19 protein-coding genes are annotated in these 12,455 nt (G+C 36.4%); 15 read left to right on the forward strand and 4 right to left on the reverse strand.

Annotation, left to right across the window (positions count from 1 at the left end):
• Nucleotides 1-249: 249 nt before the first annotated feature.
• The 3 genes from ABDZ91_RS14450 (at nt 250) to ABDZ91_RS14460 (ending at nt 1,576) form a co-directional block, all read left to right on the forward strand.
• Nucleotides 250-390, forward strand: a complete 141-nt coding sequence (locus tag ABDZ91_RS14450) for a YjcZ family sporulation protein (protein WP_343800128.1) — start codon at nt 250-252, stop codon at nt 388-390.
• A 176-nt stretch (nt 391-566) separates the two neighbouring features.
• Nucleotides 567-788: a YozE family protein gene (locus ABDZ91_RS14455; protein ID WP_343800130.1), complete on the forward strand. Its 222-nt coding sequence runs from the start codon at nt 567-569 to the stop codon at nt 786-788.
• A 77-nt stretch (nt 789-865) separates the two neighbouring features.
• Nucleotides 866-1,576: a hypothetical protein gene (locus tag ABDZ91_RS14460; protein ID WP_343800132.1), complete on the forward strand. Its 711-nt coding sequence runs from the start codon at nt 866-868 to the stop codon at nt 1,574-1,576.
• Here ABDZ91_RS14460 and ABDZ91_RS14465 read toward each other — a convergent pair.
• Nucleotides 1,565-1,690: a hypothetical protein gene (locus tag ABDZ91_RS14465; protein ID WP_343800134.1), complete on the reverse strand. Its 126-nt coding sequence runs from the start codon at nt 1,688-1,690 to the stop codon at nt 1,565-1,567. The genes ABDZ91_RS14460 and ABDZ91_RS14465 overlap by 12 nt on opposite strands.
• 176 nt (nt 1,691-1,866) lie before the next feature.
• Between ABDZ91_RS14465 and ABDZ91_RS14470 the strand changes: the two genes are divergently transcribed.
• Nucleotides 1,867-2,178, forward strand: a complete 312-nt coding sequence (locus ABDZ91_RS14470; protein WP_343800136.1) for a hypothetical protein — start codon at nt 1,867-1,869, stop codon at nt 2,176-2,178.
• A 16-nt stretch (nt 2,179-2,194) separates the two neighbouring features.
• On the opposite strand, the gene ABDZ91_RS14475 is transcribed toward ABDZ91_RS14470, so the two are convergent.
• Nucleotides 2,195-2,344, reverse strand: a complete 150-nt coding sequence (locus tag ABDZ91_RS14475) for a hypothetical protein (RefSeq protein WP_343800138.1) — start codon at nt 2,342-2,344, stop codon at nt 2,195-2,197.
• Nucleotides 2,345-2,511: 167 nt separating this feature from the next.
• On the opposite strand from ABDZ91_RS14475, the gene deoD reads away from it, so the two are divergent.
• The 6 genes from deoD to ABDZ91_RS14505 all read left to right on the forward strand — a co-directional run bounded on the left by deoD (nt 2,512) and on the right by ABDZ91_RS14505 (nt 8,269).
• The gene (gene deoD / locus ABDZ91_RS14480; RefSeq protein WP_343800140.1) at nt 2,512-3,213 is read left to right on the forward strand and encodes a purine-nucleoside phosphorylase; all 702 of its coding nucleotides are present in this window, start codon (nt 2,512-2,514) and stop codon (nt 3,211-3,213) included.
• Nucleotides 3,214-3,464: 251 nt separating this feature from the next.
• Entirely contained in the window at nt 3,465-4,046 is a 582-nt protein-coding gene (locus ABDZ91_RS14485; protein WP_343800142.1) for a YitT family protein, read from the forward strand.
• Between the two features lie 187 nt (nt 4,047-4,233).
• The gene (locus tag ABDZ91_RS14490) at nt 4,234-5,739 is read left to right on the forward strand and encodes a lmo1851 family serine protease (protein ID WP_343800161.1); all 1,506 of its coding nucleotides are present in this window, start codon (nt 4,234-4,236) and stop codon (nt 5,737-5,739) included.
• Nucleotides 5,740-5,875: 136 nt separating this feature from the next.
• Nucleotides 5,876-6,775, forward strand: a complete 900-nt coding sequence (locus ABDZ91_RS14495) for an LCP family protein (protein WP_343800144.1) — start codon at nt 5,876-5,878, stop codon at nt 6,773-6,775.
• A gap of 151 nt (nt 6,776-6,926) precedes the next feature.
• A complete protein-coding gene (locus tag ABDZ91_RS14500; protein ID WP_343800145.1) occupies nt 6,927-7,319 on the forward strand; it encodes a hypothetical protein in 393 nt (130 codons plus the stop codon).
• Between the two features lie 113 nt (nt 7,320-7,432).
• The gene (locus ABDZ91_RS14505; protein WP_343800146.1) at nt 7,433-8,269 is read left to right on the forward strand and encodes a hypothetical protein; all 837 of its coding nucleotides are present in this window, start codon (nt 7,433-7,435) and stop codon (nt 8,267-8,269) included.
• 53 nt (nt 8,270-8,322) lie between these two features.
• On the opposite strand, the gene ABDZ91_RS14510 is transcribed toward ABDZ91_RS14505, so the two are convergent.
• Nucleotides 8,323-8,565: a DNA alkylation repair protein gene (locus tag ABDZ91_RS14510; protein WP_343800147.1), complete on the reverse strand. Its 243-nt coding sequence runs from the start codon at nt 8,563-8,565 to the stop codon at nt 8,323-8,325.
• Nucleotides 8,566-8,655: 90 nt separating this feature from the next.
• Here ABDZ91_RS14510 and ABDZ91_RS14515 point away from each other — a divergent pair, with 90 nt between their 5' ends.
• From ABDZ91_RS14515 to ABDZ91_RS14525, 3 genes are all read left to right on the forward strand, one after another.
• On the forward strand, nt 8,656-8,913 hold the full coding sequence (locus tag ABDZ91_RS14515) for a hypothetical protein (protein ID WP_343800149.1): 258 nt from the start codon (nt 8,656-8,658) through the stop codon (nt 8,911-8,913).
• 334 nt (nt 8,914-9,247) lie between these two features.
• Nucleotides 9,248-9,976 carry a CAP domain-containing protein gene (locus tag ABDZ91_RS14520; protein ID WP_343800151.1) on the forward strand — a complete coding sequence of 243 codons (729 nt, stop codon included), beginning with the start codon at nt 9,248-9,250 and terminating at the stop codon, nt 9,974-9,976.
• 111 nt (nt 9,977-10,087) lie between these two features.
• Nucleotides 10,088-10,633, forward strand: a complete 546-nt coding sequence (locus ABDZ91_RS14525) for a GNAT family N-acetyltransferase (protein WP_343800153.1) — start codon at nt 10,088-10,090, stop codon at nt 10,631-10,633.
• A gap of 7 nt (nt 10,634-10,640) precedes the next feature.
• On the opposite strand, the gene ABDZ91_RS14530 is transcribed toward ABDZ91_RS14525, so the two are convergent.
• A complete protein-coding gene (locus tag ABDZ91_RS14530) occupies nt 10,641-11,123 on the reverse strand; it encodes an Hsp20/alpha crystallin family protein (protein WP_343800155.1) in 483 nt (160 codons plus the stop codon).
• 201 nt (nt 11,124-11,324) lie between these two features.
• On the opposite strand from ABDZ91_RS14530, the gene ABDZ91_RS14535 reads away from it, so the two are divergent.
• Together ABDZ91_RS14535 and ABDZ91_RS14540 are read left to right on the forward strand one after the other, a co-directional pair.
• Nucleotides 11,325-12,098, forward strand: a complete 774-nt coding sequence (locus tag ABDZ91_RS14535) for an SDR family oxidoreductase (protein ID WP_343800157.1) — start codon at nt 11,325-11,327, stop codon at nt 12,096-12,098.
• Between the two features lie 81 nt (nt 12,099-12,179).
• Nucleotides 12,180-12,335, forward strand: a complete 156-nt coding sequence (locus tag ABDZ91_RS14540) for a DUF2639 domain-containing protein (protein ID WP_343800159.1) — start codon at nt 12,180-12,182, stop codon at nt 12,333-12,335.
• Nucleotides 12,336-12,455 lie beyond the last annotated feature (120 nt).

The raw sequence follows: 12,455 nt of genomic DNA on the forward strand, positions 1-12,455 counted from the left end.
AACGATATGAATTTTTACGTCAATCATAGTTGAACCGCCGTATACCGAACGGTACGTACGGTGGTGTGAGAGGTCGGGGGTTAGTCACCCCCTCCTACTCGATTGCTCAAATTCTACTTCTATGCATAATTACTTTCTTTCACTTGCCTAAAAGTTTTTGTGAAAACATGGGCGAATGCACAGTCGAATTGGACTATTTGCTCATAGGGTAGTATTGAAAATGAAACTAAATTGAGGAGTGAAACCCCTATGTATCATTACGATCACTGTTGTTATCCTACGCAAGTAGCACCTGCTTACGGTCCTTGCCACAATAATTGGTTTGCTTTAATTGTCGTGTTGTTTATTCTATTAATTATTATCGGAGCAGTTTGTTACGGTAAATACTAAATAAAAAACAGCCATAACAAATTAAAAACACTAAAACCTCCTGCCCGGAGGTTTTTTAATTTCTTCCCTTCTTGCCTAACACTCCAAAATGTGTTGAATAATTAAAGTTTCCTAGTAGGAGGAATGGATATTTGTTATGATGTCAGTACTATAAAGAATAAATTGGAGTGAGAGGTATGGCGAAGTCGTTTTACCATTTTTTGATGAAATACCGAAATATTGAACCAAAAGAAGAAATAGAATTCTTTGCAAACCATGCCTACGACGATCACAGTTTTCCAAAATTGGCTGAAGAATATCACGAGATAAGTTCATACTTAGAAATGAATGTTGATTACATCTCATCGATGAAAGTATTCGATGAAGCGTGGGAATTGTACCTTTTAGAAGAAAGTTAATCAGTTTGTCTTTTCCCAAATAAAATCATCTTGCATATAATATCGTACCAAAACAATAGTGCAGGTGATGGGAGGCCATGGAAAAGCGGAAAAAGGCTAAATTTAACGTTGGCGACACGGTTGTCATAACACTTTATGGCACTGTTGGGAAAATTACAGATGTTAAAACCATTGAAGAAACATTTGTGTATGAAGTAAATCATAGTGAGGGTTTGTTTTTAGAAACTGCTCTTGTGTTATTGTCTGAATACGATGGTGAAATTGTTAGTAAAGAACAAATTGACATTGAGTATAAATTCATCATTGGGGACCTTGTCCAAGTAAAAGGACGGGGGGCTGAACTGTTTAAAGTTGTTGGATTCCGTACTGAAATTTGGAGATATAAAGAAGATGCTTGGGAAGATGTTGTATATGAGCTTTCAAGTGTGAAAGACGGAGTTTGGTTAGAGGTAGGAGAAGAAGACTTGACACTTATAGCCGATGCAAGCCATGCTGACACCTACATGCAAAAACTAGGCTTCTTATATATGACAAATAAAAAATCTCCCGACAAGAAGCTGAGTTTAAAGAAAAAGAATATAGATCAGGGAAAACAAAAAACGGCACTTGAGCAGAAAAAAGAAGCTATTGACCAGCTCCTTGATTTATATAACGATTATAAATTGTTGTATGAATGGTTCGGAAATCAAGAATACAAAACAGGAATGAAAGTTACCGTTAAGAAATTAAAGCTGTTAGCAAAAGAAATTAGCCGACTTTATGGGGAAGATAAACTCTTAAAAGAATAACTGAATTCCAACAGGAATAAAACAAACGATTGCTCCTATGAAAAAAAATGCAAGTATCTTGTCCATAACCATTTCTATATCAGTTGTCTCTTCTTTAAAGTGATTTGTATTCATTTATAACCCTCGTTTCTATCTATTTTTCAAATCTAGTAATACAAATCTATGAAACGTTTTTGATAGAAATAACTATTTTTTCTGTAATCGACAAAAGATTCCAAAAATAGATAGAGGAAATTCTCTTTTTATCGCAAATACTTTTCCTAACAAGGTTTCGATAAGGAGAGAATTGGATGAGAACAAAACAAGCGGTTGCTACAGGGGAAAACGAATTTGATGTAACTGTATTTCAGACACCTTGTTTTGGAGAAAAAAGAGGTTACAGGCAAGTCTATCGAAATGTTTTGGTTGGTGAAGATCATTTTGATGTGATGTATGAGGTGTTTCGGACACTGAATGTTAGAGACTTATTACCAAAGGAGTATAATGCACGGTATATGACTACAGGAGATATTGTCTTTATTGATGAAGGCAAAAATGGCCATTTTTATTATCAGCTTAAACCATGCGGCTTCTTTCCCATTCATCGTTTACATGTGAGATAAAGCCGCCTTGTTTACACTACTCTGTTATGTTGCTACCCGGACTATTTTTTCGTTTGTTTCCTTCATGTTCTTTTGCATGGGCTTCATGCTCAGCTACATTTTGTTCTGCTGGTATATGATTGTTTTTCTTTTGTCCATTGATGCGAGCTCTATGTTTCTTTCCCATTTAATTCCCTTCTTTCTACATAATCTTTTTAATGAATCTGTATAATAGGATGCACATTAAAGCAAAAATAACAATGGTTAGTTCTTGATAAGGAGGAAATAATTTTCTTCCTTTTTAGTTTGTGATATAGTTGACAATGTTCATTACATATTCAGGAGGAATGAAGTTTGAGTATTCATATTGGTGCAAAAAAAGGTGACATAGCTGATACAGTATTACTACCTGGGGATCCATTGCGTGCAAAGTATATTGCGGAAAACTTCCTAGAAGGCGCAGAAAAATATAATGATGTACGTAATATGTTTGGTTACACAGGTACATATAAAGGGAAGAAAATCTCTGTTCAAGGTACAGGTATGGGGGTTCCTTCAATCTCTATCTATATCAATGAGCTAATGGCGGAATATGACGTTCAAAAGCTAATTCGTGTAGGAACTTGTGGTGCCATTCAAAAGGATGTTAAAGTTCGTGACGTTATTTTAGCAATGACTGCTTCCACTGATAGTCAAATGAACCGTATTACGTTTGGTGGCGTCGACTATGCTCCAACAGCAAACTTTGAATTGTTAAAAAATGCATATGATGCAGGAAACGAAAAAGGCTTACAGCTTAAAGTAGGAAACGTTTTCACTGCTGACCTTTTCTATAACGACAACGCTGAACATGAAAAGTGGGCTCAATACGGCATTTTAGCTTTGGAGATGGAGACAGCTGCACTTTATACTCTTGCAGCTAAGTTTGGAAGACAAGCCCTATCTGTTTTAACGGTAAGTGATCACATCTTAACTGGTGAGGCTACTTCTGCTGAAGAGCGCCAAACAACATTCAATGAAATGATTGAAGTTGCTTTGGAAGCAGCAACTAAGTAATTATATATGGAGGTCTGTTCCTTTGGAGGAACTGACCTTTTTTTATGTAAAGTGAAAAAAGGAATTATATCCAGTTTGAATCAACGGTAGAAGGGGAATGGTTAGCTAACCATGCTCATGAATATGGTTCTCTTGTTGATAGCCTAAAGAAGTAATCAAAATAAATTAGATATAGAACATCCAATCAATAGGAAAGCTTGTACCTATCTACACATATATTTATTGGTATAAATCATAAGGGTTGGATGTTTATGGTACAAAAAGCATTACATATAATGATTGGTAGTTTTTTGCTCGGTATTGGAGTAAATGGATTTCTAGTACCGTACCATTTGTTGGATGGTGGAATGATTGGGATTGGATTGATTGTTCATTATATATGGGACTTGCCTACGGGATTGGTCATGCTTTGCGGAAGCATACCCTTGTATGTAATGGCTTTCTTTGCTTATCGTCCTTTATTTTATAATAGTGTTCATGGGTTGTTGGTTTCTTCTTTGTTAATTGATCTCACTGCTCCAATACATACTTGGTTTGAACTTCCTATTATGATTAGTGCTTTATTAGGTGGACTTTTTGTCGGAACAGGCATAGGCCTTATGCTCATAAAGGATACTACTACTGGAGGAACGGATTTAGCTGCACAATGCATATCTAGATGGACGAATTGGAATGTTGGATTCATCATTTTCTTTATAGATGGTTTAGTTCTTCTTTTGGGTTATCAATTTATTGGCACATACGCTTTTCTACATTCAGTACTGGCTATCTCTGCAGTAGGATTTTCTACAAGTACAATTGTACACTTAGGAAAGGTTAAGTCTACATTTTAGAGGGATAGAAGTATTCAAATAAGATTTTTCATGATATTCTAGAATAAGTTGATTTGAAATAGTATATAAACCTCCCCCACGTTTGATTGATGAAAGTGGTGAAATGATTATGACAGAAAAGAATAATGAATCTCTAAATACAGAGGATCAGACAAAAGAGGTAAATGAAGAAATTACCGAGGGGATAATGGAGTCTGAAAATCCCGAGGAACCAAAGGAAAATATAACGAGATGGGTTAGAATTAAACCTTTTCATTTTGTTATGCTGCTGTTCTTTGTTGTATTTTTAACAGCTGGTATTACTACTTTTGCTCTAGCATTTGGGGATGAAAAAGTGGTAGAGGTCGGTGTTCCTACAAGGACAGAATTTAATAAGCTATTCAAAGCATACGACCTACTCAAAGATGAATATTACGATGAATTGGATCAAACTGATATAGTAGATGGTGCAATTAACGGAATGCTCGATGCGCTTGGAGATCCTTATTCAGACTACATGAATCAAAAGGAAGCAGAAAACTTCCATATGAATATTTCTTCCTCTTTTCAGGGGATAGGGGCAGAAATTCAGGAGAAAGACGGATTTATTATGGTCGTCGCTCCAATTAAAGGTTCACCTGCTGAAGAAGCTGGGCTAAAGCCTCAAGATTTAATCATTGCAGTTGATGGGAAAAGTATTAGTGGTTACAGTGCAACAGAAGCCGTTACGATTATTAGAGGCGAAAAAGGGACTAAAGTTACCTTAACGATCCAAAGAGCTGGTACAGATCAACCAATGGATATAACTATTACTAGAGATGAAATTCCAATCAAAACCGTATATGGTGAAATGATAAATGACCATATAGGAAAAATCCAAATTACGAGTTTTTCAACCAATACAACAGAAGAATTAAAGGAAGCTTTGAAGGAGTTAGAAGCAAAAGGTATGAAAGGTTTAGTGCTGGATATTCGTCAAAATCCAGGTGGGCTATTAACACAAGCAGTTTCAGTTTCAAGCATGTTTGTGCCTAAAGGTGAGCTACTTTTCCAAGTGGAACATAATGACGGAAGTATAGAGCAATTTGCTTCCTCTGAGTCAAATCCACTAGACCTCCCGGTTGTTGTCGTGATTGATGAAGGAAGCGCAAGTGCTTCAGAGATTTTAGCTGGTGCTGTTTCTGAGTCTGCTGGAATTCCACTAGTTGGTAAGACCTCATTTGGGAAAGGAACAGTGCAAACTGCGTTTGATTTTGAGGATGGTTCAAACATTAAGCTAACATCTGCCAAGTGGTTAACTCCAAATGGAAACTGGATTCATGAAAAAGGAGTTAAGCCTGACTATGAAGTCAGTCTTCCAGAGTTTGCGTTCTTACCTTTTCTAAATCCTGATCTTCAACTAAAAGAGTCGATGCAAAGCCAAGAGGTTAAAACCGCAGAGACCATGCTTCAAGTTATTGGACTTGAGCCTGGTGAAGTAGATGGATTTTTCGATGAAGCCACTAAAAATGCTGTGCTGACCCTTCAAAAAGAAGCTGGACTTGAAGAAACAGGTATTCTAACGGCAGAAACGACTATTGAGTTAATGAGTCGTTTAAGTGTTAAAATTCAAGAAAGTGATACACAAGTAAATAAAGCGGTAGAACTTCTACAACAAGATTTAGGTCTTACAGAAGAAACAGACGAAGAGGTAGAGGAAGATACAGCATCATAATAAAAGGCACCCATTTTGTTGGTGCCTTTTTAAATACAAAAAAATTGTAATACAATTGATACAAACACCAAGTATATTTTTATAATGTAAGTCCCAAAATGTCTACTAGGCTTTTCTAGTAGAATGAGGTGGCGAAATGTTTAAATATTTATTTGGGTTCCTTTTAGTAGCAGGTGCTTTATTCGTTGGCTTTGTATATGGATGGGTGAATGAGGAGAATGATGGTTCATCCAAGCAGGAAACAAAATATTGGAATCCAATCGAAGAGGTACCAAAAATATCTGAATTTATTAAAGGAGATTCGGAACCTGATCTAACAGAATCAGAACTAATGCAGACATTCTTATTATGGGAAGATAATTTATTTTCAAATGAAAATGAACCCGTAACACTCCCATTATTGTTAGCAAAAGTTGAACCAACTTCAAAGGAAATAACGATGGAAGAAATTTCAATGAAGTCTCTCCTTCCAATGGACAAACTTGATTCCTTAGACGCAAAGGGACTAAAACAATGGGTAGAAGACCAGCATCAAGTGTCTATAGACCATACAATTTCAGTGGATATGGAAGGATTTATGAAGCTATTTGACAACATAGTTCCAGATGGCATTGAAATTGCTGTGACAGAACAAATGGTGAATGATCTTCAGCTTTCAATAAAACCCGATACGTATACTTTGTCAGGAAAGGACCTTTTATCATTTGGAACTGAGAGTGATTTCTCAAAGTTATTATATCAACCAGAAGTACTACAAAGTATTAAGGATACAGTCATGACTGAGTTACAGGGCTTTAATGGAATGTTAAAAATACCTGGCTTATTAAAGGAAAGTCAATCCTATGTTCAAAGTGATATGGATTATAGTGAAATCATTTCTATGGTCTCTACCATTATTAAGAATGGTGATGAAATGGTTATACCAGTACTTGGCCAACCGCAAGAGGACGAAAAAAATAAAATGGAGGAAGATACGGAATCTAGCCAACCTTATGACTCACCGGATTATCGTTCTTACTCACCAGCTGGGCTTTAGATTTTATTCTTAGCCCAGTTTTTTTTTTGGCTAAAATCCAGTTTAGAAGAAATGATAAACGTAGGTAATTAGGATGAACAAACTAATTATTTGAGTAATGTCATCTAATCCATTACAATGTGTTCTTGTATGACACATGAGGTGAAAAGTGTTGAAACCTATATTAGAACTCAATCAAGATATTCAGAATAAAATACAGGAAATAGAACATCAATGTGAGTTTCTTTGTAAACAAGTATCATCTTTATTTACAAACAATTTTAAGGAACATGATTTAGAGCTCATCGTTGAATTCCTTAGAACGAAGAACAAACATGTTACGAAAGAACAAAACTATTTTCAAAAAGAATACCACTCATTTATAGAAGTTGGTATTGAAAAGGACGGAGAGTACATTCCTAACGCAAGGCTTTCCATTTGGAAATGTAAAGAGGAGTGGTTTAAGTTAGTGGGATACATAACGGAGTATCCCACAGAGAAAATTGAGGAATTTGTAAAAGAAACCATTAAAGAGATGATGGTTGACCTTAATGAGAAACTGTAAAGTAAGGAATTGCAGGTGAGATTTACCCTTAACTGGAGATATTTTAGCAGTATGAATGTATCATGCTAGGAAAAGAATAATTCCATATATAACAGGAGAAAGTGTGATTCCTTATGAAAAAAATACTTTTACTTGTTCCTTGGATTCTTCTTTTTTTTAGCTTATTTAATATGGTAAGTGCTGAAGTTAAACCAGATCCTGATACATTATTGTCTTACCAGGTTGAAATGCTTAGTTGGGAAGAAGTGAATCACATACTTCCAAAGTATTCAATCTTTAAGGTAGTTGATGTTGAAACCGGAAAAAGCTTTATGGTGCAAAGAAGAGCGGGGAATTATCATGCGGATGTACAACCATTAAGTCATCAGGATACGAAAATGATGAAGGAAATCTATAACGGGGAATGGAGTTGGAAGCGACGAGCGATTCTTGTTGTGGTAGAAGATGAATGGATTGCTGCTTCTATGCATGGTATGCCGCATGGTGCTGGTAGTTTAAAAAACGGCTTTCCAGGGCATTTTTGTATACATTTTTACGGTAGTAAGACACACAAATCAAATGACGAAGATTTATCCCACCACCTAATGATTTTAAAGGCTGCTGGAAAATTAGAAGAATTTGTTAGAGATGCAGATGCTTCACAGGTCGTTAATACTTTCTTTGCTGGTTTAAAACAACACGACGAAACGATTGTAAAGTCTGTTATAGTTCCAGGTCAGAAGGTAAAATGGCAACAGGTATGGGATGAGATGAACAACGTTAGTCTCGTGTCGTTTTCCATTCCTAAAGATAATAAAACTGACTTTTATTTAGAGGTACCAGTAAAGTACGAATGGATTCATAAAGATATAGGTAGAAAAACATATAAAAATGAAATCCATCTTGTTAAACTTTCCCCAACTAGAGGTTGGAAAGTAGATGCTGAATGGATTTCAGACGGGGTATACTAATTTATTTTTAAAAAATATTAGGCTGAAACACAATTGTTTCAGCCTGTTTCTCTTTATTTTGTTTCACCGAACTTCACAAACATTCTTTCATCTTCCACTAAGCCACAAGCCCCGCATTGGACTTTATATTCTGGCCCTTTATATCCCATGTGGAATGCATCACGGTCTTCATCCGTAAATCTTTGTACAATTTCACCGGTTTGAGGATCTAATTTAACAGACTCAGCTTGCTGCTGGATAATATTAAATCTTGAACGATTCGTTTTACAATTTGGACAACGATATGGTGAGCTCATCGCTATCTACCTCCCTAATTTGTACTAGGTTTAGTATTTGGGATTATAATAAAAAGTATGTATATAATGGGATTAAGACGAGGTGCCTATATGAATAATCAGAAGTTACTTCCAGCTTTATCTAGATTGTGGAACAATCGAAATATAGAAGAACAAACGACCCCGGAAAAGTGGATTAGAGAAGACCTATTAGATGAACAAACGCACCCAAGATTAAGGAAAGGGAAACAAGAAAGGTTCTATTTAGCCATAAAGAAAATCACCTGTGCAGATTTTTTAAATGCAGCGGATAAAGTTGCGCTAATCAATCTTTATATTGAGGTACTTGAAGATTTAAATGAAAATTAAACAGAAACAGTTGTTATGGACTTGTAATAGAAGTAACACTAGGGGGACAGCTAAAATCTTGTCAATCCCCTCCTATAACTAATAATATTCCTATAAACCCAAATAATGGAGCTTAGTTAACAACATGGGTTTATTACCAACTTAATCCATATGTCTTATTAGTCTAGTATTCATCCCTGTTATCAATCTTTTAATATGAAAAATTGTGGAATAAGCTAATTGCTGGACAAGTAAAGGGTGTGAATTGGTAGTTTCATCCTCTATTGTTACAAAAACTGTGGTGTATGATTGTCTCGTAAGCTAATCAAACAAGTTTTGAAGGAGGCAATCATTCATGAAAAAGTCATGGATTATTTCAACTGTAGCTGCAGCAACTCTAATTTTCACTGGAGCTGGTATGAATCAGGCTGATGCTGCAGACGTAAAGGTACAATCAAAGGTATATACTTACCAAGTTAAAAATATAAATGAGATTCAATCCTATCTACAAAAGATCTTAGGACAATATGGGATTGACTGGAACAAAGTTCAATGGAACACTCCAACACAAGAAGAAGCACCAAAGGCAGAAGCACCAAAGGTAGAAGCACCAAAAGCAGGAGCTCCAGCAGCACCTGCTCCAGCTCCTGCACCACAACCAGCAGAAAAGCCAGTAGAGAAGCCTGCAACAAACGAAACTTCTTCTGTTTCTGCATTTGAAAAACAAGTGGTGGATCTAACTAACCAATACCGTGCACAAAATGGATTAGCGCCATTGAAACTTGACACAGAGCTAAGTAAAGTAGCGAAAGACAAATCTTTAGATATGCAAAAGAACGGTTATTTCTCACATACAAGTCCTACTTACGGATCACCTTTTGATATGATGAGAAGTTATGGTATTCAATACCGCGCAGCCGGTGAAAACATTGCTATGGGTCAACGTTCTCCTGAGGAAGTAGTGGAAGCATGGATGAACAGTGAAGGCCACCGTGCAAATATCTTAAATGCAAACTTTACTCATATTGGTGTTGGTCATGTTGAAAGTGGTAACTACTGGACTCAAATGTTTATTGGAAAATAATTATAATAACGTCTAGATGGAAAACCTCAGGTAACCCCTGAGGTTTTTTGTGTTTTACTCGTTATTCTTAGCACATACTATGGACGTATGTTATTAAATGAGGTGACTGGATTGTTCATACGTTTAGCAACGAAAGAAGATTTGCCAGGAATTATGGATATCATTAAAAAATCAGTAGAACTCATGGAAGCTAATGATAATGACCAATGGACTGGATACTATCCTCAAGAGGAACACTTTTTAGAAGATATTGATAACCAAGTACTTTATGTTGCAGAGTTGGATCGTAAAATTGTGGGTTCGGTTTCTGTTGATCAGAGTGAACCAGAGGAATATGCTTCCGTAAATTGGAGGAAAAGTGGAGAAGCCTATTTATTTCATCGATTAGCAGTGGACCCTGAAACTAGGGGAAAAGGGGTGGCTTCCCAGCTTATTACTTTTGCAGAAAAAACAGCAGCTGAAAATGATGTATTTTACATGAAAGTAGATACTTATTCACTTAATAATAAGGCACAAACACTCTTTGAAAAATTAGGTTATGAAAAAAGAGGGACTATTTATTTATATGGGAAAGAACAACCTTTTTATTGTTACGATAAAATATTGTCTATTCATGCGGAAGAAGGCGTACAACCTGAACAAACAACGCGATATTAAGAGTACATTAAAAGGGTGGTAATTCAATTTCCGTTTCCTGCCATTCCATACTTTTGGGTATCTTAATTTCAAGAATCCCATCTTTGTACAAAGCCCTAGCACCTTTCTTCTTCACAATGGCTGGAAGTTGAATAGTCCAACTTTCTCCTTCTTCTGGAGAATCTGTAATGATGCATTGGTGTCTATTGTAACTAACTTTCATATTATGAAGCCAATCCGTTTCTCCTATCGATAACCGAACATAGACGTCATCGTGTGTTTCAAATACAGTTTCTTGGAAGGGGGAGCTTCCTTTTGTTGGTGCATTTTGATTTGACCCCGCCCATGCTCCCGGACTATTCATCATATGTTTGAATTGCGGAGGGAACATCTGGTTCATCATTTGATCCATATATTTTTGAAATTGCCCAGATGGAAAGGGCCCCCCTCCACTTTGATTCTCTTTTTCTTGATTAGAACTAAATGGTGACTTCCAACTCCAAGGAAACATAGTCTTTTCCCTCCCTATGTAAGTATTCTCTAAACAAGCAAAGGCTTCCGTTATTATGTAATATCCTATGCTCTAACCCATGAACTGTTAATAATCTAACTTTGTCTCACATAAATACAATGTAGAGTGGATTTTATCTTATTTGAAAATTACGTGAAACGGTATTAGTATAAATGTACAAAGGGTAAAGGGGTGACAAACTTGACTAGAAAAGCTGCTTTTATTACAGGGGGCACTCGAGGATTAGGAAAATGTACGGCCGAGGCATTAGCTAAGGAGGGCTTTGATTTAGTCATCAATTATAGAACTGAACACGAGGATACCCTTCCGTGGATTCGAAATCTCCAAAATACATATAACGTTAAGGTTCAACTTGTGAAAGGAAATTTATCAAATGTGCAGGAGTGTAAATCAGTTAGCCGTTATGTTCTAGAACAGGTTCCACACTTAAACGTTCTCATTTTAAATGCCGGACCATATATAGTCGAAAGAAAGAAGCTTGTAGACTATACGGAAGAGGAGTGGAATGAGTTAATAACAGGTAATCTTTCCTCGACCTTTTATATATTAAAAACACTTATGCCCGTTTTGAGAGGTAATAAGGGAAGAATCATTACGTTTGGATTTGAAAAGGTTGAATCTGCTCCAGCATGGATGTACCGATCTGTCTTTGCTGCTGCTAAGACTGGCCTCGCATCTTTAACGAAAACCATAGCATTAGAAGAAGCTCCTTATGGAGTGACAGTCAATATGATTTGTCCTGGTGATATCACACAAGACTGGAAAGAGAAACGTATTGACCAAGCAAAGGAGATTCACGATTCTAGTAAGCCGGTAGGAAGACCTGGTACAGGTGAAGATATTTCAAGAATGGTTGTTTTCCTATGCGATGACAATTCCGATTTTATTACAGGTTCCATTTTCCATGTTAACGGGGGACAGGATGTATTAAGCAAGTCATATGAAAAGTTATAGTTGGTAAAAGTTAATGCCCCCAGTTCTACTCTTTTATTCCTAGCATACATTGAAATAAAAGAGTTGAAAGGGGTATTCTTAGTGGCATACGTTGGGACTAAAGGTTGGTATATTCAAAAATTAAAAGAAAAAGGGATCTTTTATCATCCGGTTGAAAGAAAAAAATTAGAATTATATAAAACCTATGTGGTAAGAAACCTATATCTTGAAAAGGAAGCTGAAAATAATCAGGGGTAACCCTGGTTATTTTTTTTTTGTGCGCCCAGCATGGGTGCAATCTATAGGGTGCAAGTCCCGAACTGTGAAGGCAGAAGTAGCAGTAGCTTAACGCAAGGGTGTCCGTGGTGACGCGGAATC

Source organism: Bacillus carboniphilus (assembly GCF_039522365.1).
Lineage (GTDB): Bacteria > Bacillota > Bacilli > Bacillales > JC228 > Bacillus_BF > Bacillus_BF carboniphilus.